Raw genomic sequence first — 23156 nt, forward strand, 5'->3', positions numbered from 1 at the left:
TCATGTCTGACCACGGCAAGCCCCAGACCGAAGCGCCCAATCCCGACACCGACGCGTACGCCCACGAGTCGGAGCTGGAGTCGCACCTCCAGACCAAGCGGATGGTCATCAACATGGGCCCCTCGCACCCCGCGACGCACGGCACCGTGCGGCTGAAGGTGGAGCTCGAGGGCGAGACCATCGTCAAGATCGACCCGGAGATTGGCTTCCTCCACCGCGGCTTCCAGAAGAGCTGCGAGAACGTCACGTGGACACAGTGCCTGCCCTACACGGACCGGCTCAACTACCTGTCCTCGATGATGAACAACTTCGGGTTCCTCAACGCCGTGGAGAAGCTCATCGGCCTGGAGATTCCCGAGCGAGCCCAGTACATCCGCGTCATCGGCTCCGAGCTGCACCGGCTGCAGGACCACCTGACGTGCGTGGGCGCCACCGGCCTGGAGATGGGCGGCTTCGCGCCGTTCCTCTTCGCCATGGAGTTCCGCGAGCTCATCCATGACCGCGTCGCCGAGCTGACCGGCGCCCGGCTCACCACCAGCTTCGGCCGCGTGGGTGGCATCAACCGCGACCTGCCCGAGGGCTGGATTCCCAAGGTCCACAAGTCGCTGGACCGCGGGCTGGAGCTCATCGACGAGATGGATGCGCTGCTCACGCGCAACCGCATCTTCGTGGACCGTACCAAGGGCACCGGCGTCATCAACGCCGAGGACGCCATCGACTTCGGCTACACGGGCCCGGCGCTGCGCGCCTGCGGCGTCAACTACGACATCCGCAAGGCGAAGCCGTACTGGGTCTATGACCGGTTCGACTTCAAGGTGCCGGTCGGCGAGCACGGCGACAACTACGACCGCTACCTCGTCCGCCTCGAGGAGATGCGGCAGTCCGTGCTCATCCTGCGCCAGGCAATGGACACCATCCCCGCCGGCCCCATCATCGTGGATGACTGGCGCATCGCCCTGCCGCCCAAGCCCGAGGTGTACGGCACCATCGAGGGCGTGATGTCGCACTTCAAGCTGGTGATGGAGGGCATCCAGGTGCCCGCCGGTGAGGTCTACGACGCCACCGAGGCCTCCAACGGAGAGCTGGGCTGGTACATCGTCAGCGACGGCGGCGGCCGCCCGTACAAGGTGCACGTGCGCGCGCCGGGCTTCCCGGTGCTCGCCGCGGTGCCGCACATCATCGAGGGCAAGATGCTGGCGGACCTCATCCCCACTTTCGACACCATCAACATGATCGGCGGCGAGGTCGAGCAGTGAGCGACAACGACACGAAGAAGCCCACCGGTGATGCGCAGGTGCCCCCCAAGGGCTCGCCCACCGACACCCCCGCGGCGAAGATTGGACCCGAGCCGTCCAACCCGCCGGCCGGCGCGAAGCTGGACACCCCGCCCGCGGCGCACAGCGGCCCCACGGGCACGCCCAAGCCGCCGCCCCCCGCCGGCCCGCCGCCCAAGCCGGCGCCGAAGAACCCGGGGTTCGTCACCTGCACCATCGACGGCCGCGAAGTCGTCGTGAAGCCAGGGACGAACATGATCGAGGCGGCCAGGCAGGTCGGCTCGGAGATTCCCTACTACTGCTACCACCCGCGCCTCTCCATCGCGGCCAACTGCCGCATCTGCCTCATCGAGGCGTCCAACGCGCCCAAGCTGGTGCCCGCGTGCCAGACGCCGCTCGCCGAGGGCGTGGTCATCAAGACCACCACGCCCAAGGTGAAGGAGCAGCAGCGCTCGGTGATGGAGTTCCTGCTGCTCAACCACCCGGTCGACTGCTCCATCTGCGACCAGGCCGGTGAGTGCAAGCTGCAGGACTACTACATGAAGTACGACTACCGCCCCTCGCGCCTGGAGGGCGGCAAGACGCTGAAGAACAAGCGCAAGGTGCTGGGGCCCCGCGTCGTCCTGGACCAGGAGCGCTGCATCATGTGCACCCGCTGCGTGCGGGTGATGAACGAGGTGGCGCAGGAGCCGCAGCTGGGCGTGTTCGGCCGCGGCAGCCACGAGCGCATCGACGTGTTCCCCGGCAGCGAGCTGGACAGCAACTACTCGCTGAACACCGTGGACGTGTGCCCGGTGGGCGCGCTGCTCAGCCGCGACTTCCGCTTCAAGGCGCGCGCGTGGTTCCTGTCCGCCACCCCGTCGGTGTGCACCGGCTGCTCGCGCGGCTGCACCACCTACGTGGACTGGATGTCCCAGGACACCTACCGCTACCGCCCGCGCGAGAACGAGGCCGTCAACAAGAGCTGGATGTGCGACCAGGGCCGGCTCTCGTACAAGTACCTCAACGTGGAGCGCGCGCTCCGGCCGCAGGTGGGCCGCCGCACCGGCGCCCCCAGCGAGGCCGAGCCCGTGGTGACGCGCAAGGAGGCGGTGCAGGCCGCCGCCCGGGCGCTCAAGCCGCTGGTGGGCACCGCGCAGCTGGCCGTGCTGGCCTCTCCGGTGACCTCCAACGAGGACCTGCTCGCGGGCCTCACCTTCGCCAAGGCCACGCTGGGCGTGTCCACCGTGTACGTGGGCGGCCGTCCCCAGGACGCCGCGGACCACTTCCTGATGACGGCGGACAAGAACCCCAACCGCAAGGGCCTGGAGCTGATTGCCCAGGGGCTGGGGCTGAAGCTGGAGTCCTTCGACGCGCTCACCACCGCGCTGGGCGCGGGCCGGGTGAAGGCGCTCTACGCCATCGGCACCGAGGTGCCGGGTGACGCCGCGGCCTTCGCGCAGGCGGTGGGCCGGCTGGACGTCTTCGTGGCGCAGGCCTTCACCGAGTCCCCCATCACCGCGCAGGCCACCGTGCTGCTGCCGGCCTCCGTCCACGTGGAGGACGAGGGCTCCTTCGTGCAGCAGGACGGCATCATCCAGCGCTTCCGGAAGGCCTACCCGCCCAAGGGCGACGTGGTGCCCCACTGGCGCTGGGCCGCGGAGCTGACGCGCGAGCTGGGCGGCGAGGCCGCCTGGGCGTCCGCGCGGGACGTGTGGCGCGAGCTGGCCGGCAAGGTCGCCGCGTTCGCCGAGTTCAACTGGGACAAGGCCTCTCCGCCGGACCGGGAGAAGCCGGGCATCAATCCGCTGCCTGCGGGCGCCGATGGGCGTCCTCCGGGGTACCGTGAGTTCGGTACGCCCCGGGTGAGGGGTATCTAGCCATGAGCCGCGTACTGACGATCCTCACCGCCATGTTCACCATCGTCGCCACCATCTTCGGTGTGGCGGCGGCGGCGTACCTCGTGGGCGGTCTGGTGGAGAAGCACTGGTTCACTGGCGCCAGCCATCTGACCAACATCCTCTTCCTCATCCTCGTCTTCGTGATGATCATCGCCACGCTCCTGACGATGGCGGAGCGCAAGTGGAGCGCGTACATCCAGGACCGCGTCGGCCCCAACCGCGCGCGCATCAACCTGCCCGGCCTGAAGAACCGCGCGCTGGGCGGCCTGCCGCACATCCTCACCGACGTCCTCAAGATGCTGACGAAGGAGGACTTCATCCCGGGGACGGCCAACCGGTTCCTGTTCAACCTGGGCCCCATCCTCGCCTTCGCCCCGGTGTTCGCGCTGTTCGCGGTGGTGCCGGCCGGACCGACGGTGAGCGTGTTCGGGCACAAGGTGGAGATGGTGGTGGCCACGCCGGACTTCGGCATGCTGTACGTGCTCGCGATTGCGTCGCTGGCCGTCTACGGCACGGCGCTGGCGGGCTGGGCCTCCAACAACAAGTTCGCGCTGCTGGGCGGCGTGCGCGCCACGTCGCAGATGATTTCGTACGAGGTGGCGCTGGGCCTGTCGCTGGTGGGCCTGTTCCTCGCCTTCTCCTCGGTGCAGCTGCCGGTCCTCGTCGGTGAGCTGGGCTCCGCCCTCACCAGGGGCACGGGCCAGGCGCAGTACCTGTGGCGCACGGACAGCGCGTTCGACCTGGGCCTGCCGGCGTGGGGCTTCATCCTCCAGCCGCTGGGCTTCCTGGGCTTCTTCGCCGCGTCCTTCGCGGAGACCAAGCGCGCCCCGTTCGACCTGCCCGAGGGCGAGTCGGAAATCATCGGCTACTTCGTCGAGTACTCCGGCATGAAGTTCGGCCTCTTCATGATCTCCGAGTTCGTGGAAGTCGTGGTGCTGGCCGGCGTGACGACGGCGCTCTTCTTCGGCGGTCACCACCTGCCCTTCGGCGGCGAGTGGCTGGCGGGCCAGCCCCTGATGCAGGAGCACGGCTGGCTGTACGGCGCCATCCTGGGCACGGTGTTCTGGCTGAAGGTGGTGTTCCTCATCTGGGTGCAGCTGCTCATCCGCTGGACGTTCCCCCGCTTCCGCTATGACCAGATCCAGTCGCTGGGCTGGAAGATCCTCCTGCCCATGGGCCTGGTGAACGTGTTCGTCAGCGGCGCGCTGGTGCTGTGGGATCCGACGCTGCGGGCGCTGGCCATCCTCGGCATGCTGGAGATTGCCTTCATCATGGTGCTGACCCTGACGACGAAGGAACCGGCGGAGGGCGGTGCACACGGCTCACACGGCGGCGCTCACGGCCACGACGACCACGGACACGGGCACGGCGCTCCCGGGCTCCCGGCGCACGCGCACGGCGCGGCCCCGGCCTCCACGCACTAGACTTCCACCGGCGGCCCAGGCACTCCGGGAATCGAGAACACCATCATGGCCTACAAGGTAACCCAGGACCCTCGCACCGACATCCGAGAGCGGGCGTACGTGCCCGAGCTGCTGCGCGGTCTGGCCATCACCACGAAGCACTTCTTCCGCAACCTCTTCGGGACGCGTGACACCAACGTGTCCGTGGTGGACCGCACGGGCGTCAGCCTAATGACGACGGTGCAGTACCCCGAGGAGAAGCAGATCTACCCCGAGGGCTACCGCGGGCTGCACCGGCTGGTTCCGCGCGAGGACGGCAAGCCGCGCTGCGTGGCCTGCTACATGTGCGCCACCATCTGCCCGGCGCAGTGCATCTACATCGAGGCGGGCGAGTACGAAGAGACGACGGCCGAGGGTGAGTCGCGCGTCATCGAGAAGTACCCGACCCAGTTCGTCATCGACGAGCTGCGCTGCATCGTCTGCGGCCTGTGCGTGGATGCGTGTCCGAAGGACGCCATCCGCATGGACACGTACACGCACACCCCTCCGGAGTACACGCGGCAGAACTTCGTGTACGACATCCCCAAGCTGCTGAAGGGGCCGGCGGTGTCCCACCCGTCGGACCCGTGGAACAAGCGCGACGGCTCCGAGGAGCCGCACCACACCCACAAGGAGGCCCACACCCGCATCGGCGAGGGCCTGGTGGAGCTGAAGCTGCCGCAGCACGGCAGCGGCGGCGCGGACCACGGCCATGGCGGCCACGGAAAGGCGACGCCGGGTGCCCACACGGGCGCGCACGGCGGCCAGACGGTTGTTACTCAGCAAGGCCCAATCCAGGTGACGAAGTTCCTCAAGTAGATCCGTCTTCCTCACGAGCCCCGTAGGGCTTTCGTGACTGCCGGCCCGCCCTCCCGCTGCGACAGCGGAAAGGCGGGCCGGTGCCTTTTCGGGGCGCAGGTGGTGACGATGAAGCTCTTCAATGGCCCTGGCGCCACGCACCAGGACGGCCGGCCCGTGGGCCCGCGCGGTGTGCAGGCGGCCGTCCCGTGCCGGAGCCTGTCTGCTTCTACACACCGCGGGGACTCCGTAGGGTGGGCCCACCCATGAAGCGATACCGCCTGTCGGTGTGCAAGGGCGCCAGCTGCAAGGCGGCCGGTGCGGATGCCGTCTATGCCACCGCGAGGGACACGCTGTCCGGTCAGGGCCTGGTGCCGCGCTGCGAGCTGTACCGGGGCGGCTGCTACGGCTTCTGCCACATGGGGCCCAACGTCGTCGTCCGCGAGGACACCGGCCGCAAGCGAGACTTGCTGTCCCCCGAGGACTACCAGCTCATGGGCTGGCCGGGCGAGGTGTACTACTCGCACATGACGCCGGAGAAGATGCGGCAGGTGGTGCAGGAGCACGTCGGCAAGGACGCGCCGGTGAAGGAGCTCTTCGGTCAGCCGGACTCCGACTGCGGAGACGACTGACTCCCGGCGTGGCGGTGGCCTGGGGGCGCTCCAGGCCGGGCACGCTCACGCGGCGACGGCGGTGGGCCCCGGGTCCTCCAGGCCGTGCACGCCATCCCAGTCCGCGGGCGGCGGCGTGACGAGGAAGCGGGCACAGCGGGCCACGTACACGGCCGCCACGGTGTCGTGGAAGTCCATGCTGGTGCGCTCGAAGAGGGCATGCGCCTCGGCGAAGCGCCGCTGGTGGTACGCGGTGAGGGCCTGCTCGTAGAGGGCGAGCTGCTCCTGCATGCGCGGGGTGATTTCACCTCGGCGGCCCAGCAGCTCGTGGACGCGCACCGGCTGCGGCCGGCCCTTGAAGCGCACGTGGTCCACCATGCGGAAGACGTAGCTGTCGGCGGCCAGCTGCGCGGTGGCGTCGCCCACCAGCACGTGGGTGCCGTACACCTTGTTGACGGACTCCAGCCGCGCGGCGAGCCCCACCGCGTCACCGAGCACGGTGTAGTTGGACTTGAGCTGGCTGCCCATGTCGCCCACCACCACCTCGCCGGTGTCGATGCCCGCGCGGAAGCCGAGGCGGTGGCCGTACTTCTTCTCCCAGACGTCCTGCTTCTCGGCGAGCACCGCGCGCAGCTTCAGCGCGGCCTCGCAGGCCAGGTGCGAGTGCCGGTCCGTGCGCACGGGCGCGCCCCAGAAGGCCATGACGGAGTCGCCGATGTACTTGTCCACCTGCCCCGCGGTGGAGCGCACCACCGCGGCCATCTCCGTGAGGTACTCGTTGAAGAGGGCCACGAGCTGCTCGGGGGACATGCCCTCGGACAGGCGGGTGAAGCCCTCGATGTCGCAGATGTACACGGACATCCTGCGGCGCTCGGGGCGCATCAGGTTCAAGTCCCGGGACACCAGCCGCGCCACCTCGGGGCTGACGTAGCGGCCGAGCGCGTTGTGAACGAAGTCCCGCACCTCCCGCTCGGTGCTGAAGGCGTAGAGGAGCGTGACGACGAAGGCGCCCACCATGGCCATCAGCGGGCCGACGAGGGCAATCCACAGCTGCTGCTCGACGAAGACATAGGAGGCCGCCGCCATGTAGCCCGCGCCGGCCGCGACGAGCATGCCGACGTACAGCACCGCGCCCCGCACCGAGCGCAGCAGGAAGCTGAGCGACAGCGCGAGGAAGGCCCCGGAGAAGGCGAGCCCCACGGTGAGCATCAGGTCCAGGTCAGGCTGCGCGCGGGTGATGCCCTGGGAGCGGAGGATGTTGGCCAGGGCCTGCCCGAGGATGGCGCCTCCGGGCGTCTCCGGGCCGATGGGCGTGGCCTTCAGGTGGCCGCCCTCCCCCGCCGTGCGGGTGAGGACGACGGTGCGGCCCTCCAAATCATTGTCGAAGCGCGCGGGGCGCGCGCCGGCCACGTCGAAGACGTTGAGCAGCACGTTCCACGCGCGGATGGAGCGGGCCAGCGAGCCCCGGGAGCCCCGGCCCGCCGCGGGCGCGTCCCAGCGCACGAGGCTGATGCCCGACGCGTCCATGGGCACCGAGTACGCGTCTCCCACGTGCAGCTGGCCGTCCGCGTAGCGCAGCTTGCGCGTGTCGGCCAGGCGCATGGCGGCGGCGAGCGGCAGCGAGGGCAGCACGTGGCGCTGGCCCCGGACGGTATAGGCCACGAGGTGGGGGATGGCGCGCACCACGCCGTCCGGGTCCGCCGGGAGGGTGACGGCGCCGTAGCCACTGCCACCGCCCAGCAACGGGGCCACCGGGTGCTGGACGTGGCGCACCTCCACCAGCTTCGCCGGGTCCAACCCCTCCACCTGCACCTCGGCCAGCGACACGAAGAGGTCCGTGGGGCCCACGCGGTAGGTGTCGTCGGCGGCGCGGCGCTCTTCAATCGCGGCGGAGCTGGTGCCCAGGCGGGTGCCCAGCGCGCGGCCATCCGCCTCGTCGGTGGCGCCGCCCCACACCTCCACCTGGTTGCCGGCGGGGATGACGAAGGCGGGACGCTGCACGGCGAGCACGGCCTGCGCGCGGGTGCGGGCCTCGGCGGGCGTGGCGTACGCGCCCAGCTTCACGCGGTACGGCCACAGGCGGCTGGCGGGCGGCAGCACGCGCGGGCCCTGGGACTCCCAGGAGAAGGCGAGCAGCGCGCGGCCGGGCTCTCGGTCCAGCATGGAGCGGAAGGCGGCGTCGTCGCCGGAGGACGTCAGGGAGGACAGCTTCGGGTCCACGCAGGCGCTGGGGCTCAGCTCGGGGAAGGGCAGGTCCACGAGCACGAACAGGGCGCCCTCCTCCACGAGGCGGTGCACCATGCCGCCCACGAGCTGCCGGGGCCACGGCTGGATGGCGACGCCGGGCCGGTCGTCCTGGCGGGCCTCGGTGAGCGTCTCGTCGTCGATGGCGATGACCACCGCCTCGTCGGGGCGCTCGGAGCGCTCACCCAGCTCGCGCACGCGCCAGTCGTAGCTGGCGCGCTCCCAGTCCTCCAGCTGCGCCTGGGCGGTGTCGAAGACGCTGGAGGGCCCGAAGCCCTCCGACGCGTCCCGGGGCTCCGCGAGTCCGGGCGCACGCAGGTAGACGAGGAGCCCCAGCACGCAACCGAAGCTGATTGCCATCAGGAGCGAGACGCCGAGCCGCTTCAGGAAGCGCTGGCCTGCGGAGTGGACGCGGTGACCTTGCACGGGGGCTCGGAGGATACCCCGAGTCCGGGCCGGGCGCGGGCGTCGTTCCACGCGCGCCTGCTATGCTCGGGCGTCCCGCCGTCCCTTCGGAAAAGTGATGATGAAACGCCTCCTGCTCTCCGCCGCCCTCGCCGCTTCCTCTCTCGCTCCCCTGGCTTGCGATCTGGAGAAGACGGGCAACCAGCTTGCCGCCGACCACGTCATGGTCGGCACCCTGCTCTCCACCCCGCAGGTGGACGTGTCCGCCTCCGCGCTGGCCGGCTACGACGCCGGGACGTTCGGCGCGGACGGGGGTGACGTCATCTCGCTGCCGGCGCAGACGGCGGCGGTCGTGTTCTTCGGCACCCGGACCGGGGAGAACTCGCAGCCGTCGGGCGTGGCGGGCGCCTCCGTCACGCTGCAGCCCGAGGGCGGGCAGGCCACGACGCTGACGGAGGACGGAGCGGGCAGCTACAGCCGCACCAGCGTGGGGGACGAGGGGCTCCAGTATCAGTCCGGGGCCACGTACCAGTTCATCGCTTCGCGGAGCGGCACGCGCTACGTGGGCCAGGTGGACAACTCGCCGCCGAAGGAGACCGTGGCCGCCTTCCACCCGCCGGAGGGCTTCCTGCGCATCGACGCGAATGCGGCGCTGGCGTTCGACCGGGCGGCGGTGCCCGAGGGCCAGGACCGCACGCTGGGCTTCGTCACGGTGGTGCCGCTGAGCGCGGACGGCTCGCAGGGCGACCCGACGTACACCAACGTGCCGAAGGCGCCGCTGCAGTTCCTCCAGCTCGTGGGGCTGCCCGGCCCGTACCGCGAGGCCCGCGTGACGATTCCGGGCACGGCGTTTCCCCAGGCGAACAAGACGTACCTCGTCATCTTCCAGGCGGTGCGCCTGGGCGGAGCCGAGTCCGACAACCTGTTCCTCGGCAGCGCGCTCCTCGCGGGCACCGCCGAGGTCGGCGTGGTCCGGACGCGCTGACGTCAGCCCGCCTCCAGCTCCAGGTCGATTCGGCCTTCGAGCTTGAGGCGCAGCAGGTGCCCCGCGAAGCGCTCGGCTTCTTCGCGGGTGAGGACGTTGCGGAAGGCAGGCCCTTCCGCGACCTCCACCTCCAGCACGGCCCCGCGTTGCAGCAGGCGGAAGAAGTCCTCGCCGCCGCCCGCGCGCGGGACGAACACGGGCAGGAAGCCCTTCAGCGGCACCACCTCCCCTTCCCCTCGCATCCGCGCCTCCAGGCCCGCCGCGTCCGGCCGCACGTCCGCCGGGGCCACACCCTCGTCGGGATAGAGCGGCGCGGGAGGCAGCGCCACGTCCTCCGTGGAGTCGTCCAGCAGGAAGCCGTGCCGCGACGGAATCCGCGCGCTGAACAGGAAGCACAGCAGCACCGGCGTGTCCCCGGACACGCGCTCCGCGTGGAGGATGGAGCGCTCCGCCCCCACCCGGCGCAGCAGCAGCGTCAGGCTCGGGCGGCTCGCGGACAGGTGCCGCCGCACGCGGTCTTTCAGCGTGGCGCGAATCTCCGCGAAGGCCTCGGCATAGCGCGCCTCGGCCTGGGTCTCCCGCAGCGCCAGCGCCTCGCGGGCGGTGGTCAGCTTCGCCTCCGCGTCCCGCAGGAAGTCTCCCGCTGGCGGCGCGGCCGGCACCAGGCCCGGTGCCACGGACTCCTGAGTCGCGGAAGGCGCCAGCCCCGCGGCGCGCACCGCGCCCAGGAGGAACGAGCCCTGCTGGTCCAACCGCTCGCGCTCCTGGCGCAGGCGGGCCCGGAAGGCCGCGTGCTCCAGCTTCAGCTCCAGCCAGGCCTCGTAGCCGGACTCGAGCGTCTCCAGCGCGCGCAGCCGTGCCAGCGCCGCGTCCGGACCGGCCCCGGCCCCGGCCGGGGACTCCGCTCCAGGCAGCCGAGACATCCCGTCCTGCGTCTTCTCACTCACGGCACCGACTCTACTCGCGCGGCACCCGGAAGGCCCTCATCCGCTTCCGGCCCCGGCATGCATGGAGGCCTCGACGCAGACGGAAAAGCCCCCATCCGGTGCCGGCTCCGGCACGAATGGAGGCCTCCGTGTACCGCGGGCGCTCGCCTGGACTCAGCCGTTGCGCGGCGACGACGGCGTGCCCTGCTGCTGGATGTTCTCAGCGGTGCGGCTCACGGCGTTGTTCAGGTACTCCTGGCCGCTCGCCAGCCGCTGCTTCAGGTCGTCCCGCAGCTGGTTGCCCGGCTTCGGCGCCAGCAGCAGCCCCAGGCCAGCGCCCACCAGGATGCCCGCGGCGAACGCGCCCAGCACCGGCAGGAGCTGCTCCGTCGTGTCGCGGCGGGTCTCCAGGCCGATGAGGTTGAGCAGGTCGTCCTTGTCCATCTTCTTGAGGGTGTTGAGGTTCACCATTCTCTACTCCAGGGTGGGTACGGATACGGCAGGTGGGAAATGCGCCCGGCCTAGTAGCTGGGAGGGCGCGGAGTGCCAGCGTTCGTGGCGTTCGTCGAAGCGGTGCTCTCGGAGCGACCAGCGCCGGCCATGCCACGGCCCGTCTGGTAACCCTGGAAGGCGGTCTCCGCCATGCCCAGCAACTCGTCCTTGACGAGGGGCAGCGCCGCCAGCTTCACGCCGAGGCGGAAGATGCGCGCGGTGAGCGGGGTGAACAGGCCACCGCCCAGGAGGTAGCCCACGCCGATGGCGGCCGCCATCATCCCGTAGGGGTTGCGCTCCACGCGGCCCCGCAGGTCCATCGTCTGGCCCAGGTCCGTCACCGCGCTGCGCGCGTCCGTCCAGAGCTGCTGCGCCTCCGAGCCAATCTGGTCCACCCGCTGCCCGAAGCCCGCGTCGGAGCCGTTGTCCTGCGACTGGGGCGTGCCGTTGCCCGTTGCACCTGGATAGGTCGTCATGAGTGCCCTCTCGTGTCTTTCGGGAACGCTTAGCGGCGCGAGGCGATGCGGCCGACGAGGAAGCCAATGGCCACCGCGCCCAGCAGGCACGTGCCCGGGTTGGCCCGGATGAAGGTGACCACCCGGTTGTTCAGGTCGACGATGTTCTGCCGGGCCTCGTCAATCTGCGGCACCACGCGGTCCTGGAGCTGCCGGGCCCTGTCAGCCACCTGCTGCGGATTCATCTCCATCGAAGCCATCTCCTCTTTCAGGGGGTGAAACGAAACTCGGGGCGCGCGCTAGCGGCGCGAGCCCAGCCAGAAGCCCACGACGAAGGCGGCGCCGACGCACGCGTGGGGATGACGGCGCACCCACTGGCGCCAGTCCGCGGCCACGGCCACCTCCTCGCGCAGGGCACTCACGGACGTGGCCAGCTCGGCGCGCGTGCGCTCGATTTCAGCACGCAGCGCGGCGGCGCTCTGGGGGCTGGCGGCCTTGGGAAGTCCATTGCTAGCGGCCATTCGGCGGCTCCTTGAAGATTTCGCTGCTCGCGCCCCGGAGCGTATTCACGGAGGCGGCGGGTGCGGAGTGGGTCAGCGCGGCCATGCTACGGGACAGCTCGCTGGAGCTGTCATCCATCACCCGGCGCGCCTGCAGCCGCTTCACCGCCCAGAACGCGCCGCCGGCACCGCCCGCGAGGTTGAGCAGTCCCACTCCGCCGAGCGCTCCGGCCCAGCCCAGCCAGGGGGACAGCACCGCCGCGAGCGCACCGCAGACGAAGGCGTAGCCCACCAGGATGAAGGGGACGAAGGCGGCGATCATCGCCACGTCCAGGCCCGTGGCCTTCACGTCCTCGGCCAGCTCCAGCCGCGCCAACTGCAGGTGCTGCGTCACCAGACGGCTGAAGCCATCCGCCATGCGCCCGACGAGCGCGGTGATGCCGCGCTCGGTCTGTTCACTCCCCACGTGCATGTGCTTCTCCGGCCGGCGCCCACGTCCTCACGGGTGGGGGCCAACCTAGGCACACCACCTCCGCGCGACAACCACGTCACGGCGGATCTGTCCGGCGTTCGCAAGCGTCGGCCACTGAACGCGACCACCGGCCCGCACAGGCTAGCCGATGAACTGGACCGGCGGAGAGAGGGGGGCCTCGACGGCGATGGGCGCCTCGAAGCGCAGCACCAGCGGCAGGTGGTCCGACGCCACGCGGCTCATGTCGGTGCGGTGGGGGTGGATTGACAGCGGCTTCACCCCCGCATCCACGTAGATGCGGTCCAGCCGCAGCATGGGCATCCGGGTGGGATACGTGCGCGCCGGGGCCCCCAGCTCCAGGGCCGCGTCGTGGATGGCCTGGCGCACCAGCGACGGCACCGGCCCGTTGCCCAGGTAGTTGAAGTCCCCGCACACCACCAGCGGGTCCTTGCGTACGGCCTCGCGGAGGATGTCCGAGGACAGCAGCAGCGACTCCTGCCGGCGCCGCTCCCCCAGCCGCAGCCCCAGGTGCAGGCTGAAGACGTGGAGCTGCTGGCCGTCCCCCAGGTCCAAATCACACCGCAGCGCGCCCCGGGGCTCGCGGCGCCCCACGCTCAAGTCGTAGTTCTTCGACTTGAGGATGGGCAGCCGCGAAAGAATCGCGTTGCCGTAGCGCCGGCCGTTGCGCACGACGTTGGGGCCGAAGGCCATGTGCATCCCGAGCATGTCGGCCAGGTGCTCGGGCTGGTCCTCCCGCGGCGTGACGGCGCGGAAGTCCCCCACTTCCTGGAGGGCGATGATGTCCGCGTCCACCTCACGGAGCACCTCGCCCACGCGGCCCAGGTCGAACCGGCCATCCGTACCGATGCCGCTGTGGATGTTGTACGAGACGAGGGAGAGCTCCACGCGAGCGACTCACCCGTTGACGAGGTGGAAGCGTCGCGCCGCGAGCCGCACCACCTCCATGGGCAGCGAGGCCAGCCGGGTCACCGCCTTGGCCGCGTCCCCCAGCCCGCCCTGGATGGCCTGGAGCTGCCGCTCCGCCTCGTCCATCAGGTCGCCCAGCCTCCCCCGCGGAGGCAGCTCCTTCGTGGGCGGCAGCGCGCCGATGGGCGCCGTGCCCCCGATGACGGGCGCCTGGCCCTTGAGGGTGGCCGCGCGCTTCTTCGCCTTCGGCGGCGGGGTGAACATCGGGCCGTGGGAGAACTTGGCGTCCGGCTCGGGGCGGGCCAGCTCCTCCAGCTCCGCCTGCATCTGGTGCGCCTGGTAGAGCTCCTCCGTCTGCGCGTGGCTCTTCCCGTAGTGGACGCCCTCGTGGCTGCCCATCTGCTCCGGGTGGGCCGCGGACTTCTTCACTCGTGCCTTGTCCTCATGGCGCAGGCTGCGCTTCTGCGCTGGCACCGTCTTCGGAACCTGGAAGTGGTCAAAGCTATAGGAACGAGGCATCCGCGAATCTCCAAGAATCGAGTCCGCACAGAAGCTAGGGAGCGCCCCGGGCCTCGGGTACGCCTTGACGGCACATGCCCTGGCTGCTCGCTCCCCCTCCTTTCCTCCAGGCAACCTCCCCGGCCCGCGTGTCCGTCCAAGTACCGACAATGTCAGCAGGTCATCGGTGCGCCGCCGGGCAGCCGACGGGGCAGGAAGCAGCAGGCGGGGCGGCGGGCGCTTCCGGGGGGCGGAGCAGGCGGGCGGCGACTTCCCCCCAATCGCGGGAAGAGCGCGCAGCTCCGTGGTGTAAGAATGGCCCATGCCTCCGCTCCCCGCTGGCCGGAAGTATTCCACCTCGCCCTACCTGCTGCTCGCCCTGCTCGCCCTCGGTGCGAAGGCGCGGGCCGCCGGACAGGCTCCGGCGCCCGCCGCCACGGTGCGCGCCCCCGAGTCCCAACCCCTGGCCGAGGGCCGTCCCCTGCTGACGCTGCAGCCCGGCGCGGCCAAGCCGGGAGACCCGGTGCTGGTGTCCGTGCGTGGCATGGCGGAGCTGCCCTCGGGCACGCTGGCCGGCCGGCCCCTGCGCTTCTTCCCCTGGGGCGAGGGCTTCCTCGCCGTGACGGGCCTGCCGGTGGAGATGAAGCCGGGCACCGCCGCGGTGAAGGTGCTGGGCCCCGCGGCGCCCGGCGCGGCGCCGCTGGAGCTGACCGGCACGCTGGACGTCATGGAGCCGGGCTACCCCGAGCGCGAGCTGAAGGTGTCCGGCAAGTACGTGGAGCCGCCGGCCGGCGTGAAGGCCCGCATGGCCGCCGACCGGCGCGCCTTCGCGCAGGCCTTCTCCCAGCCCTTCAGCGCTCCGGCCTTCGGGCAGAACTTCGCCTGGCCCCGGCAGGACCGCATCACCGCGCCGTACGGTGACAGGCGCACCTTCAACGGCAAGCTGTCCAGCCAGCACTTCGGCGTGGACATCGACGGGGACCCGGGCACGCCGGTGGTCGCCGCCAATGAAGGCACGGTGGTGATGGCGCGCGACAACTACTCCGCCGGGAAGACGGTGGTGGTGCACCACGGCGCGGGCCTCTACACCACGTACTTCCACCTCTCGCGCATCGGCGTGAAGAACGGCACCCGCGTGAAGCAGGGCCAGCACCTGGGCCTCGTGGGCAGCACCGGCCGCGTCACCGGCCCCCACCTCCACTGGGGCGTGAAGTCGGATGGCCTCTGGGTGGACGGCGAGCTGCTCCTGCGCCTGGACTTCTTCCAGCCCGCGGTGCCCGGAGTGGCCTCCGGGTCCACGCAGCTGGGCACGCCCTAGCCGCTTCGGCTCAGCGGTCGTTCCACTTCGGCGGGCGCTTCTCCAGGAACGCGGAGATGCCCTCGCCGGCATCGTCGGCCAGCACGTTCAGCGACAGCTGCGAGGACAGGTACTCCAGCGCCGTGGGCAGCGGCATGTCCTCGGCGGTGAAGAAGGCGCGGCGCCCCAGCGCCAGCACCGCCTGGCTCTTGCCGGCCAGCTTCCCCGCCAGCGCATTCACCGTGGCGTCCAGCTCCGCCGCCGGCACCACCCGGTTGAGGAGCCCCAGCGCCAGCGCGTCCTTCGCCGGCAGCCGGTCTCCCGTGAGCACCAGCTCCAGCGCGCGCTTGCGGCCCAGGTGCCGCTGCAGGAGCGCCATCATCATCATCGGGAACAGCCCCACGTCGATTTCGGGCGTGCCGAGGTCCGCGCCCTCCACCGCCACCGCGAGGTCGCACGCGAGCACCAGCCCCAGGCCGCCCGCCAGCGCGTGGCCGTTGACGCGCGCCACGGTGGGCTTGCGCAGCTCCTGGAAGCGCGCCAGCAGCCGGCCATAGGAGCGGCGTGCCTCGTGCGTGGAGAGGAAGCCCTCGTCGCCCGCCATGGTGCCCAGGTCTCCGCCCGCGCAGAAGACCTTCTCCCCGGCGCCGGTGAGCACCAGCACCCGCACCGCGGGGTCGGACTCGGCACGCTCGAGGGCCACCATCAGCCCGCGCACCACCGCCGGGGACAGCGCGTTGCGGGCCTTGGGCCGGTCGATGGTCAGGTGCGCTTGGGGGCCTTGGACTTCGTAGCGGACTTCTCCGGTGGACTCTCCGACGACTTCCATGCAGGCGCCTCCGTGCCGTGGGCGCCCGTCAGGACGCCGTAAAGGAAGGAGTCGGCGATCTGCGCCTTGGCGCGCTCCAGCGCGGCGACGTCACGCGAGTCGGTCAGCCCCACCACGAAGGCGGTGAGCCCCATCTCGATGTTGCCGAAGAGGAGCGCGGAGGCCAGCTGCGGGTCCATGTCCGCGCGCAGCTCTCCGGACTCCTTCGCCTGGGAGAACAACCCCGAGCTCAGTCGGATGGCGTCCACGAAGGCCGTCTGCCGGTTGACGCGCGAGCCGGCCGGGCTGCGGGCAATCTCCAGGATGAGGACCTTCACCGCGCGCGGGTCCACCCGGTAGGCCTCGAAGGCCACGTCCACGATTCCGCGCACCTTCTCGGCGAGCGTGCCCTCCGCATCCACCACCGCGCGCACGCGCGTGACGAAGCCGCTCCAGCCCGTGTCGAACACGGTCTCCAGCAGCTCGTCCTTGTTCTTGAAGTAGTGGTAGACGAGGCCGTACGCGACGCCGGCCTCCTTGGCCACGTCCGCGATGCGGCAGCCGTGGTAGCCCTTCCGGGCGAACACGTCGATGGCCGCGCGCAGGATGGTGCGGCGCCGCTCGCTCTCCCGCGAGCCGTTGTCCGCCGCCGTCTTGCTCTGCTGACCCACGACGTCCTCCACCGGCGGGTTGATTCACCAGTCAGCCGGAGGAGGAGACCCTACGGAGGCAGGGCCCTGGGGTCAATGCCTTGTTGCGGCACGCCAGGGCCCCACCGTCTGCTTCACTTCACCACGCCGCGCACGGTGGGACCGACGATGCCCACCTTGTGCCCTTCCTGCAGGGCGGCGGTGTAGTAGCAGGTTGGCGACACCTCCCAGGGAACCGGCGGGACGCTCTCCGGCGGGGCCTCGCCATCCGACGGCTGCTCGTGCACGTCCTCGACGGAGTAGACCTCGAACTTGAACGAGGGGTACGTCAGGGCGATGCCGGTAATGGTCGGCGCCACCTTGACGGGGCCGGACGCGCCGCCGATGCAACCATCGTCGTTCGCGTTCTGGGCGATGCGGTTGAACCAGGGGTCCGACACGAGGAACTGCACCGTCTGCGAGCCGAAGTGCTCGACGATGAAGGTCGTGGGGACCTGGTCGGGCGGCGGGCGGAGCTGCCGGAAGACCTGCGGGTCATCCAGGCCGTGCGGCCAGCCCGTCCAGAGGATGCGCTCCTGGGCCCAGATGAGCGTGGAGGCGTCGAACTGCTTGTTCTTGCCGTTCCACTTCCCGTCGCCGTTGGCGTCCACGTAGCGCTCGTGCGGGTCCCACGTGCCGTTGTCGTTGTTGTCGACGAAGGGCTCGGTCAGGTCCACGAAGGGCTCGCCCTGGTCCCACGTGCCGTTGTTGTTGTTGTCGTCGAACGCCTCCTCGCCGCTCGTGATCGCGACGATGGAGACGAGGTTGTCACGCGGGTTGTTGATCTTCCCCGGGCGGATGGGGTCATTGCGGCGCGGCTCCGGACGGACCTCGTAGGGACGGGCCGGCGTGCCGAAGGCGGCAATCGGGTTCTCTTCCCACAGGAAGGGGTGCATCCACAGCGGGGCAATGTACTCGCCCGTGTGGGTGTCATCGTTCGTCGGCTCCCAGGTGAAGTTCTCCGGGGCCACGTCCTCGGGCAGGGGGAACGAGGACTTGTAGAGGACCTCGGCGTTGCCCACCACGTCGGTGAGGGACACGGCGCTGGGGCCGATGGTGCCCGCCTCGGTGAGGAAGGACACCTGGGCGCCGGTGATGCCGTCGCCGTTGCGATCACCCACGTGGGCGATGCAGGTCACCTTGACGCCGGCGATGAGGGCGCGCGTCTCGTCCCACGCGCCAATGGCGTGGTGCAGGCCGGAGCCCGGACCGGAGAACGAGCCGCACTGGAAGGTGAGCTGGCGCGAGCTGGAGTTGGTGCCGGCGAAGCTCACCACCGGGCTGACGGCCGTCTTCACCTCGCCGTCGCCACCCGCGGTGGCCACGACGACGACGGAGGCCACGCGGCCGCCCCGGGCAATCACCTGCACGGAGACGATGCCGTCGGTGGCGTTGGTGGTGCCCTGCTCGGGGGACAGCTCCACCCCGGGCACCGGCGACTCGAGCGAGAAGGACACCTGCGTGCCCGCCTGGGGCTCACCGCGGGAGTCCACCGCCCGGAAGCGCAGCGTGGTGATTTCACCCAGTCGCGGCTGTGCCGGTGACTGGTCCACGAACTCCAGTGTGGCGGGGGCCGGCGGCGAGCACGCCACGATAACAACGCTCGCGAAGGCGACCCATGGGGCCAGACCCGGACGCATCAGCGGAACTCCTTGAAGATGATGAAGAAGGCGCGCTGTACGCCAGCGGCGCACAGCGAATCCCCAGCATCTTCCCGGGCCACCTACCGTCCAGTCAAGGACAGGGCAGGAAGACCGGAGTCCCATTGCGAGCCGGGCCTGGCTCCAGAGGTGGGAGACGTCAGGCGGCGGAGCCGCTGAACATCACCCGCGCGACCCCAAGCAGGCGGTCCACGTCCCGCGCGGTGAGGCCGCGGGCTCGCGCGAAGTCAGACAGGGGACGCAGCAGGTCCTCCGTCTGAGCAAGGGTCTGCTCCGTTCCCGTGAAGAGCTCACCCAGGCTGACGCCGAGGGCGTTCGCCAGGGCCGCAAGCGTCTCCACATGGGGGACACGCTCGCCGCGCTCGATCATGGAAAGGAAGGAGACGCTGATCTGGGCCCGCTCCGCGAGCTCTTCCTGCGTCCATCGCTCCGGGCGCTGCGTGCGAAGCTCGCGGATGCGCTGGCCGATTCGTTTTCCGAGGTCCGACACGAAATTACATCTCCTGGCTGATTCGAGGTTGGTGGAACCCCCACGCACGGCGGGTGATTCCTAGCCACCGGCACCGAAGGACCCGAAGCCCGCGACGCTGAGGTTGATGCCGCCAAATTCCGGCGACACACCCCTGCGAAGAACCAACACCCCCTCTATCCGCCAGCAGTCACACGCCGGCCCATACGAGAGGCCGAGAGTCTGCTGAGAGAGGGGCGACTGGGATTCTTGCGTGGTCGGATCTTCGTACAACGGCTGCACATACGCTTCGTACCGCACTCCCAGCCCAAATCCGAGCCTCAAACGCGTACCCGCGATGAGGGTCTGCTCCCGCTTGGCCGCAGGGAGGCCTGGCGCTTCGAACGATGCGCTGCCTACCAGGGTATCCAACCGGCGGCGCACGGCGTCCGGCCCGACATCAAGGGGGTCGGCCCCTACCTCAACGGCGAGAGGGTTGGTGACCAGCAGGTCGTCGAAGCGGGCGTAGAGGGCGGAGCCCTTGCCGTTGTCGATGTTGAAGTCCGCGCTGAGCTGCGTCACGCGGCCGGTGTTCGGGTCCATGCGGATCTGCCCACCCGCGGTCAGCACGCCCGCGCTGGCGCTGAGCCGCGCGAAGGTGTCACGCAGCACCGGGCCGGTGTCCTGCTCGGAGCCAGGAATCGACGCGTGACGGGTCAGGTCGAACCCCTGCCCGATTCGCAGGCGCAGCGGCTCGCGCAAATCGTTGCCGCGCTTGAGGCGCAGGGTCTGGTCCACGGCCAGGATGGCGTGCAGGAAGCCGCGCGTCCGGCCGTCCGCTCGCAGGGGAACCGCGGCATCGACCTCGTCGTAGGGCTGGGGCGCTTCGCCGCCAGAGGCGCCCGCCGAGGGGACGCGTCCCCAGCCGCCCGGCACGTAGCGCACCTCCAGCGAGGGGGCGATGGCATGTCGGTACTTCGACTGGCCGCGCCCCGACCAGGTGGTCGCGACCTGGCTGTCCAGCAGCAGTCCCGCGATGGGGTACCCCCGCTGCCAGGTCTTCCCCGAGACTTCGCCGACCCAGATGTCCTGACGAACCGCCAGAGAGGGCGTCACCCGGGCGTAGGGCCCCAGACCGAAGGACGTGGACAGCCGGGGGACGAAGTCCACCCGGTCCCGCGCCTCGCGGTCGGCCGCGTTGAAGGTGCCATCCTGCTGGAAGGGGTCTGGCTGTTTGACTCCCGCCTCCGGCGAGTTCCAGGCGGGGATGTAGTCATTCGTCACCCGGAAGATGCCGTCGGCGCCTTCATCCCCGAAGCGGGCCAGGACGGGCGAGAGCCGGGAGTACTCCATGCGGAACCCGCCGATGAGCCCACCCACCAACGGGCGCTCGGGCAGGGCGAAGGTGACGCCAGGGAGGCGGTGGAAGGTGGTGGGGCCCTTCAGCTCCGTCCCCGGAGGCGTCGGCCCCGCGGCGTTGTCCGGCACGATGTCCGGCCTGAAGAAGCTGTAGCCAAAGCGGATGTCCTGGCGCAGCGACACATCCATGCCGGCGTAGAGCTCATCCTGGCGGTTGTAGAACGCGGCGGTGCTGCGCAGGTACTGGTACTCGCGAGCGATGATGTCCGCGGTGATGTCGCGCGTGTAGAACCCATCCGAGAGGATGGAGGCATCGACGCGGTTGTACCACCCGCTCCCCAGCTCCTGGGTGTGCTGCCAGGACGCCTCGCCGCGCAGGCCCCGCGCCTCATCGATGATGTCGAGGGTGCCGACTCCGTTCACCGACTCCCGGAAGTAGCTCCCGTCCCGGGGGTCGCGAATCGGCCGGACATCGTAGAGGAGGCCCAGCGTGGCACGGCCCCGGGTGCGCTCGCTGGGCACGTAGCGGAACTCGGTGAGCAGCCTGGGTCCCTTCACCCCGAGGTCGCGTGGATCGCGGACGACCTCGTTCTGCCCCGTGCTCGGGTTGTAGAGCGTCTTCTCCTGGTCCGCTCCACCGGCGAAGTAGCCTGGGGTGAGCGTCACGTCGTAGCTGCGGCCCAGCGTGAAGAAGACGGGCTGCTCCAGGGTGATGCCGTTGACACCGGAGAAGGAGGGCTTGGGCAGCAGCAGGCCCGAGCGCCGCTCGGCCAGGGGCAGGTAGAGCCAGGGCACCGCGAAGACGGGCACGGAGCGCACATACACCACGGGCCAGGTCAGCGTGGCGCGCTCGCCGAGGACGACGTTGGCGGAGCTGGCCTCCACGCGCCAGCTGGGCTCACCGGGGCCGCACTCGCAGGGGGTGAAGGCCAGGTCGTCGACGACGAAGGACTCGGGCCCGGTGCGGCGGATGCGGGTGCCGCTGAGGATGACGGGCGTCTCCCCCATGGCGCGCAGCTCCTGCGGCGTCTTCGCCGAGAGCATGGCCTCCAGGGTGACGCCCCGCTTCTGCATGAAGAGGCCGCCCTGGAGGTTGGCCTCGAAGGTGCGGATGTCCACCCGCACCGAGTCGGCCACCGCGGCCATGCCGCCGGGGCCCACGAACATGACGTTGCCGGTGGCGGTGGCCACCTGGCCCGCCTCGTCGTACGTCACCTCGTCGGCGCGCAGCAGCATGTCCCCGGTGCGCAGCTCGCAGTGGCCGCGCGCGGTGAGGACCTGCTTGTCGGCCTCGTAGGCGACGAAGTCCGCCGCCAACTCCACCGTCTCACCCGTGGGGAGCTGGACCTGGGTGGCGAGCGGAATCTGCGCCGTCGTAACGAGCAGCGCGGCGGCGAGCGGGACGAGGATGCTCATTCAGGGGTGCAAGGTAAGCCGCGCCCGGGCCGCGCCGCGCGCCCTTTTCACCGTCCTGTGCGCTGGAAGTCCAATGAAATGAGGTTGCCCTCCTGCCGCGCCTGGAACGGCACCGAGCCCCGGAGCTGGATGGTGACGCGCACGCCCCGGCCCGCGGAGTCCGCCTCCACCCGGGTGACGGGGGAGTTGAAGAAGGACGTGTCCAGCGGGCGGGTGTTGTTGCTCAGGTCGATGCGGGTGTTCTCCAGCTCCACCACCACCGCGCGGCCGTCCTCGCTCGCCGTGTAGCGCACCGGCTCGTTGGTGCGGATGAAGACGCGGGAGGCGCCGGACTGCTGCTGGAAGCCGACCAGCGTCATCGTCTTGCGGCGCGAGGACACCTCCACCGAGGCGTCGGAGCCGCCGGACACCTGGCGGCTCGGACGCTCGCGAGGCTCCGCCATGGCCAGCTTCTCCTGCTTGCGGCTGTCGCGCGAGGCGCGGGCCTCTTCCTGGCGCTGGCGGCGCTCCTCGGCGGCGGCCTCGGCCTCGGCGCGGCGCTCGTCGGCGGCGGCCTGCGCGGAGGCGCGGCGCTCCTCGGCGGCGGCCTCGGCCTGGCGCTTCTTCTCCTCGGCGGCGGCCTGCGCGGAGGCACGGGCCTCTTCCTGCTGGCGCTTCTTCTCGTCGGCGGCGGCCTGGGCGGCGGCGCGGCGCTCCTCCTCTGAGCTCTTGGCGGAGGCGCGGGCGCCCTCCTCCTGGCGCTTCTTCTCGTCGGCGGCGGCCTGGGCGGAAGCGCGGGCCTCCTCCTCCTGGCGCTTCTTGTCCTCGGCGGCCTGCGCCTGGGCGGCGGCGCGGGCCTCCTCCTCCTGGCGCTGCGAGGCGGCGCGGGCCTCTTCCTGGCGCTTCTTCTCGGCGTCGGCGTCCTGCTGGGCCCGAGCGGCGGCGTCAGCGGTGGCCTTCTCCTGGGCCGCGCGGTCGGCCTCGGCGGCGGCGGCGGCCTGCGCGGCGGCCTTCTCCTGGGCCTGACGCTCCGCCTCGGCGGCGGCGGAGGCCTGGGCGGCGGTGCCATCCGTGGTGGGCTGGGCGGCGGCGGGCTGCTCGGCCGGAGCCGCGGGCGCCTCCGCCACGGCGGGGCCCGCGCCACCGGCCACCTTCACGACGAGCTGGTTGCCGTTGGCCTGGATGTCCGTCTCCACCTCGCGCTCATAGCCGATGAGCACACGGGCGATGGCGGACGCGTCCGAGCCGTAGCTGGCGGTGCGGATGCCCGTCACCGTGCCATTGCCGACCTGCACCTCCTCGGGGACGCCGGAGAAGACGGCCTCGGAGATGTCGATGACGAGCCGCGGCGGGTCCGTCATGGTGAAGGTGGTGAAGTTGGGCTTCTTCGTGCCGGTGATGGACACGGTGCCGCCATTCACCTGGACGCCGGTGATGGTGTTCACGTCCGCCGCCGGAGCTTGCGCGAGCACCACCATGGGCACGAGCACGACACCGAGCAGCCACACCGCAGAGGCCTTCATCGCCCACTCCCGTTCACGTTGACAGAGCCCGGGGATGCTAACACGCACCCCCTTCCCTCCAACTTTC

22 protein-coding genes are annotated in these 23156 nt (G+C 70.7%); 7 read left to right on the plus strand and 15 right to left on the minus strand.

Translation table 11 applies throughout. The features are described from left to right. The first annotated feature begins 2 nt into the window (after window positions 1–2). The 5 genes from nuoD to G4D85_RS28685 all read left to right on the plus strand — a co-directional run bounded on the left by nuoD (window position 3) and on the right by G4D85_RS28685 (window position 6026). Entirely contained in the window at window positions 3–1256 is a 1254-nt protein-coding gene (nuoD, locus tag G4D85_RS28665; protein WP_164017198.1) for an NADH dehydrogenase (quinone) subunit D, read from the plus strand. Beyond that, window positions 1253–3133: an NADH-quinone oxidoreductase subunit G gene (locus tag G4D85_RS28670; RefSeq protein ID WP_164017199.1), complete on the plus strand. Its 1881-nt coding sequence runs from the start codon at window positions 1253–1255 to the stop codon at window positions 3131–3133. Before nuoD ends, G4D85_RS28670 begins: the two co-directional genes overlap by 4 nt. A gap of 2 nt (window positions 3134–3135) precedes the next feature. After that, a complete protein-coding gene (locus G4D85_RS28675) occupies window positions 3136–4578 on the plus strand; it encodes a complex I subunit 1/NuoH family protein (RefSeq protein WP_164017200.1) in 1443 nt (480 codons plus the stop codon). Window positions 4579–4623: 45 nt separating this feature from the next. Then, entirely contained in the window at window positions 4624–5415 is a 792-nt protein-coding gene (locus tag G4D85_RS28680) for a NuoI/complex I 23 kDa subunit family protein (protein ID WP_164017201.1), read from the plus strand. 245 nt (window positions 5416–5660) lie between these two features. Next, window positions 5661–6026 carry a (2Fe-2S) ferredoxin domain-containing protein gene (locus G4D85_RS28685; protein WP_164017202.1) on the plus strand — a complete coding sequence of 122 codons (366 nt, stop codon included), beginning with the start codon at window positions 5661–5663 and terminating at the stop codon, window positions 6024–6026. Between the two features lie 45 nt (window positions 6027–6071). On the opposite strand, the gene G4D85_RS28690 is transcribed toward G4D85_RS28685, so the two are convergent. Beyond that, complete coding sequence (locus tag G4D85_RS28690) at window positions 6072–8609, minus strand: adenylate/guanylate cyclase domain-containing protein (RefSeq protein ID WP_164017395.1); 2538 nt, start codon at window positions 8607–8609, stop codon at window positions 6072–6074. A gap of 166 nt (window positions 8610–8775) precedes the next feature. Here G4D85_RS28690 and G4D85_RS28695 point away from each other — a divergent pair, with 166 nt between their 5' ends. Beyond that, a complete protein-coding gene (locus G4D85_RS28695) occupies window positions 8776–9639 on the plus strand; it encodes a hypothetical protein (RefSeq protein WP_205525770.1) in 864 nt (287 codons plus the stop codon). Between the two features lie 2 nt (window positions 9640–9641). On the opposite strand, the gene G4D85_RS28700 is transcribed toward G4D85_RS28695, so the two are convergent. The 8 genes from G4D85_RS28700 to G4D85_RS28735 form a co-directional block, all read right to left on the minus strand. Further along, window positions 9642–10586 (minus strand): hypothetical protein, encoded by a 945-nt coding sequence (locus G4D85_RS28700; protein ID WP_164017203.1) that lies wholly within the window; start codon window positions 10584–10586, stop codon window positions 9642–9644. Window positions 10587–10739: 153 nt separating this feature from the next. Continuing rightward, window positions 10740–11036, minus strand: coding sequence for a YtxH domain-containing protein (locus G4D85_RS28705; RefSeq protein ID WP_164017204.1), 297 nt, complete (start codon window positions 11034–11036; stop codon window positions 10740–10742). Between the two features lie 50 nt (window positions 11037–11086). Further along, window positions 11087–11533 carry a hypothetical protein gene (locus G4D85_RS28710; protein ID WP_164017205.1) on the minus strand — a complete coding sequence of 149 codons (447 nt, stop codon included), beginning with the start codon at window positions 11531–11533 and terminating at the stop codon, window positions 11087–11089. A gap of 29 nt (window positions 11534–11562) precedes the next feature. Next, window positions 11563–11763 carry a hypothetical protein gene (locus G4D85_RS28715; protein WP_164017206.1) on the minus strand — a complete coding sequence of 67 codons (201 nt, stop codon included), beginning with the start codon at window positions 11761–11763 and terminating at the stop codon, window positions 11563–11565. A gap of 48 nt (window positions 11764–11811) precedes the next feature. Next, window positions 11812–12033, minus strand: coding sequence for a DUF3618 domain-containing protein (locus G4D85_RS28720; protein WP_164017207.1), 222 nt, complete (start codon window positions 12031–12033; stop codon window positions 11812–11814). Next, window positions 12023–12484, minus strand: a complete 462-nt coding sequence (locus G4D85_RS28725) for a phage holin family protein (protein WP_164017208.1) — start codon at window positions 12482–12484, stop codon at window positions 12023–12025. The genes G4D85_RS28720 and G4D85_RS28725 overlap by 11 nt, the downstream gene beginning before the upstream one ends. Window positions 12485–12625: 141 nt before the next feature. Continuing rightward, window positions 12626–13390, minus strand: a complete 765-nt coding sequence (locus G4D85_RS28730) for an endonuclease/exonuclease/phosphatase family protein (protein WP_164017209.1) — start codon at window positions 13388–13390, stop codon at window positions 12626–12628. A 9-nt stretch (window positions 13391–13399) separates the two neighbouring features. Next, window positions 13400–13930 (minus strand): hypothetical protein, encoded by a 531-nt coding sequence (locus G4D85_RS28735; RefSeq protein WP_164017210.1) that lies wholly within the window; start codon window positions 13928–13930, stop codon window positions 13400–13402. Window positions 13931–14231: 301 nt separating this feature from the next. Between G4D85_RS28735 and G4D85_RS28740 the strand changes: the two genes are divergently transcribed. Then, window positions 14232–15227 (plus strand): M23 family metallopeptidase, encoded by a 996-nt coding sequence (locus G4D85_RS28740; protein ID WP_164017211.1) that lies wholly within the window; start codon window positions 14232–14234, stop codon window positions 15225–15227. Between the two features lie 10 nt (window positions 15228–15237). On the opposite strand, the gene G4D85_RS28745 is transcribed toward G4D85_RS28740, so the two are convergent. The 6 genes from G4D85_RS28745 to G4D85_RS28770 all read right to left on the minus strand — a co-directional run bounded on the left by G4D85_RS28745 (window position 15238) and on the right by G4D85_RS28770 (window position 23089). After that, window positions 15238–16035: an enoyl-CoA hydratase/isomerase family protein gene (locus G4D85_RS28745; protein WP_164017212.1), complete on the minus strand. Its 798-nt coding sequence runs from the start codon at window positions 16033–16035 to the stop codon at window positions 15238–15240. Beyond that, a complete protein-coding gene (locus G4D85_RS28750; RefSeq protein ID WP_164017213.1) occupies window positions 15969–16685 on the minus strand; it encodes a TetR/AcrR family transcriptional regulator in 717 nt (238 codons plus the stop codon). Before G4D85_RS28750 ends, G4D85_RS28745 begins: the two co-directional genes overlap by 67 nt. Window positions 16686–16798: 113 nt before the next feature. Then, on the minus strand, window positions 16799–18343 hold the full coding sequence (locus G4D85_RS28755; RefSeq protein ID WP_205525754.1) for an Ig-like domain-containing protein: 1545 nt from the start codon (window positions 18341–18343) through the stop codon (window positions 16799–16801). A gap of 160 nt (window positions 18344–18503) precedes the next feature. After that, on the minus strand, window positions 18504–18854 hold the full coding sequence (locus G4D85_RS28760; RefSeq protein ID WP_163996972.1) for a helix-turn-helix domain-containing protein: 351 nt from the start codon (window positions 18852–18854) through the stop codon (window positions 18504–18506). Between the two features lie 60 nt (window positions 18855–18914). After that, window positions 18915–21587, minus strand: coding sequence for an LPS-assembly protein LptD (locus tag G4D85_RS28765; RefSeq protein WP_164017215.1), 2673 nt, complete (start codon window positions 21585–21587; stop codon window positions 18915–18917). Window positions 21588–21634: 47 nt separating this feature from the next. Next, complete coding sequence (locus tag G4D85_RS28770; protein WP_164017216.1) at window positions 21635–23089, minus strand: AMIN domain-containing protein; 1455 nt, start codon at window positions 23087–23089, stop codon at window positions 21635–21637. Between the last annotated feature and the right edge of the window lie 67 nt (window positions 23090–23156).

The organism is Pyxidicoccus trucidator (assembly GCF_010894435.1).
GTDB classification, from domain to species: Bacteria; Myxococcota; Myxococcia; order Myxococcales; family Myxococcaceae; genus Myxococcus; species Myxococcus trucidator.

Bases quoted from the DNA above. Each gene is read 5' to 3' on its own strand.
- G4D85_RS28720 (WP_164017207.1), bottom strand. From the start codon at position 12,033: ATGGCCGCTAGCAATGGACTTCCCAAGGCCGCCAGCCCCCAGAGCGCC.
- G4D85_RS28765 (WP_164017215.1), bottom strand. From the start codon at position 21,587: ATGAGCATCCTCGTCCCGCTCGCCGCCGCGCTGCTCGTTACGACGGCG.
- G4D85_RS28740 (WP_164017211.1), top strand. From the start codon at position 14,232: ATGCCTCCGCTCCCCGCTGGCCGGAAGTATTCCACCTCGCCCTACCTG.
- G4D85_RS28680 (WP_164017201.1), top strand. From the start codon at position 4,624: ATGGCCTACAAGGTAACCCAGGACCCTCGCACCGACATCCGAGAGCGG.
- G4D85_RS28710 (WP_164017205.1), bottom strand. From the start codon at position 11,533: ATGACGACCTATCCAGGTGCAACGGGCAACGGCACGCCCCAGTCGCAG.
- G4D85_RS28715 (WP_164017206.1), bottom strand. From the start codon at position 11,763: ATGGAGATGAATCCGCAGCAGGTGGCTGACAGGGCCCGGCAGCTCCAG.
- G4D85_RS28735 (WP_164017210.1), bottom strand. From the start codon at position 13,930: ATGCCTCGTTCCTATAGCTTTGACCACTTCCAGGTTCCGAAGACGGTG.
- G4D85_RS28770 (WP_164017216.1), bottom strand. From the start codon at position 23,089: ATGAAGGCCTCTGCGGTGTGGCTGCTCGGTGTCGTGCTCGTGCCCATG.
- G4D85_RS28690 (WP_164017395.1), bottom strand. From the start codon at position 8,609: ATGGCAATCAGCTTCGGTTGCGTGCTGGGGCTCCTCGTCTACCTGCGT.
- G4D85_RS28755 (WP_205525754.1), bottom strand. From the start codon at position 18,343: ATGCGTCCGGGTCTGGCCCCATGGGTCGCCTTCGCGAGCGTTGTTATC.
- G4D85_RS28685 (WP_164017202.1), top strand. From the start codon at position 5,661: ATGAAGCGATACCGCCTGTCGGTGTGCAAGGGCGCCAGCTGCAAGGCG.
- G4D85_RS28675 (WP_164017200.1), top strand. From the start codon at position 3,136: ATGAGCCGCGTACTGACGATCCTCACCGCCATGTTCACCATCGTCGCC.
- G4D85_RS28695 (WP_205525770.1), top strand. From the start codon at position 8,776: ATGAAACGCCTCCTGCTCTCCGCCGCCCTCGCCGCTTCCTCTCTCGCT.
- G4D85_RS28705 (WP_164017204.1), bottom strand. From the start codon at position 11,036: ATGGTGAACCTCAACACCCTCAAGAAGATGGACAAGGACGACCTGCTC.
- nuoD (WP_164017198.1), top strand. From the start codon at position 3: ATGTCTGACCACGGCAAGCCCCAGACCGAAGCGCCCAATCCCGACACC.
- G4D85_RS28745 (WP_164017212.1), bottom strand. From the start codon at position 16,035: ATGGAAGTCGTCGGAGAGTCCACCGGAGAAGTCCGCTACGAAGTCCAA.
- G4D85_RS28725 (WP_164017208.1), bottom strand. From the start codon at position 12,484: ATGCACGTGGGGAGTGAACAGACCGAGCGCGGCATCACCGCGCTCGTC.